1 pseudogene is annotated in these 382 nt (G+C 45.5%); it reads right to left on the bottom strand.

What is annotated here, in order from left to right:
• Positions 1 to 382: pseudogene (locus tag G4417_RS16635) on the bottom strand (IS200/IS605 family accessory protein TnpB-related protein); the annotation flags it as partial.

The following is a 382-nucleotide window of genomic DNA, read 5'->3' as shown; positions in this document are numbered from 1 at the left end:
CTTCCCTGTGTCTGCGCAGAACCATGTTCCCTCTGGAATCTGCGGATCCGTCCCAATATACGGTACATCCGGTCTTTTTCACTGGGATGATCGATAAATTTTCTTCCCAGGACAGTTCCGTCTGCCCGCATGATGGTACAGACTGCATCGGTATTGATCCCTAAGTCCACACTGCAGATGATCTGTTCTTTCACAGGTGTTTTGGTAAGTGTTACTTCTTCTGTATAGGAAAAACGCAAAAAATACTTCCGGTGTCTCTTTTCCAGAGTTGGAGCAGATGCCTTTTTCCCTGACCAGTATTTTCTCAGATATTCCATATCTGTATGCTCCAGACGTACACAGGACCATTTCCAGTCATGACCGTCATAGAGTTTCAGGTATG

Source organism: Blautia wexlerae (genome assembly GCF_013300825.1).
Classification (GTDB): domain Bacteria; phylum Bacillota; class Clostridia; order Lachnospirales; family Lachnospiraceae; genus Blautia_A; species Blautia_A wexlerae_B.
The sequence above is the reverse complement of the archived record's forward strand: the minus strand, read 5'-3'. Positions and strand labels throughout refer to the sequence as shown.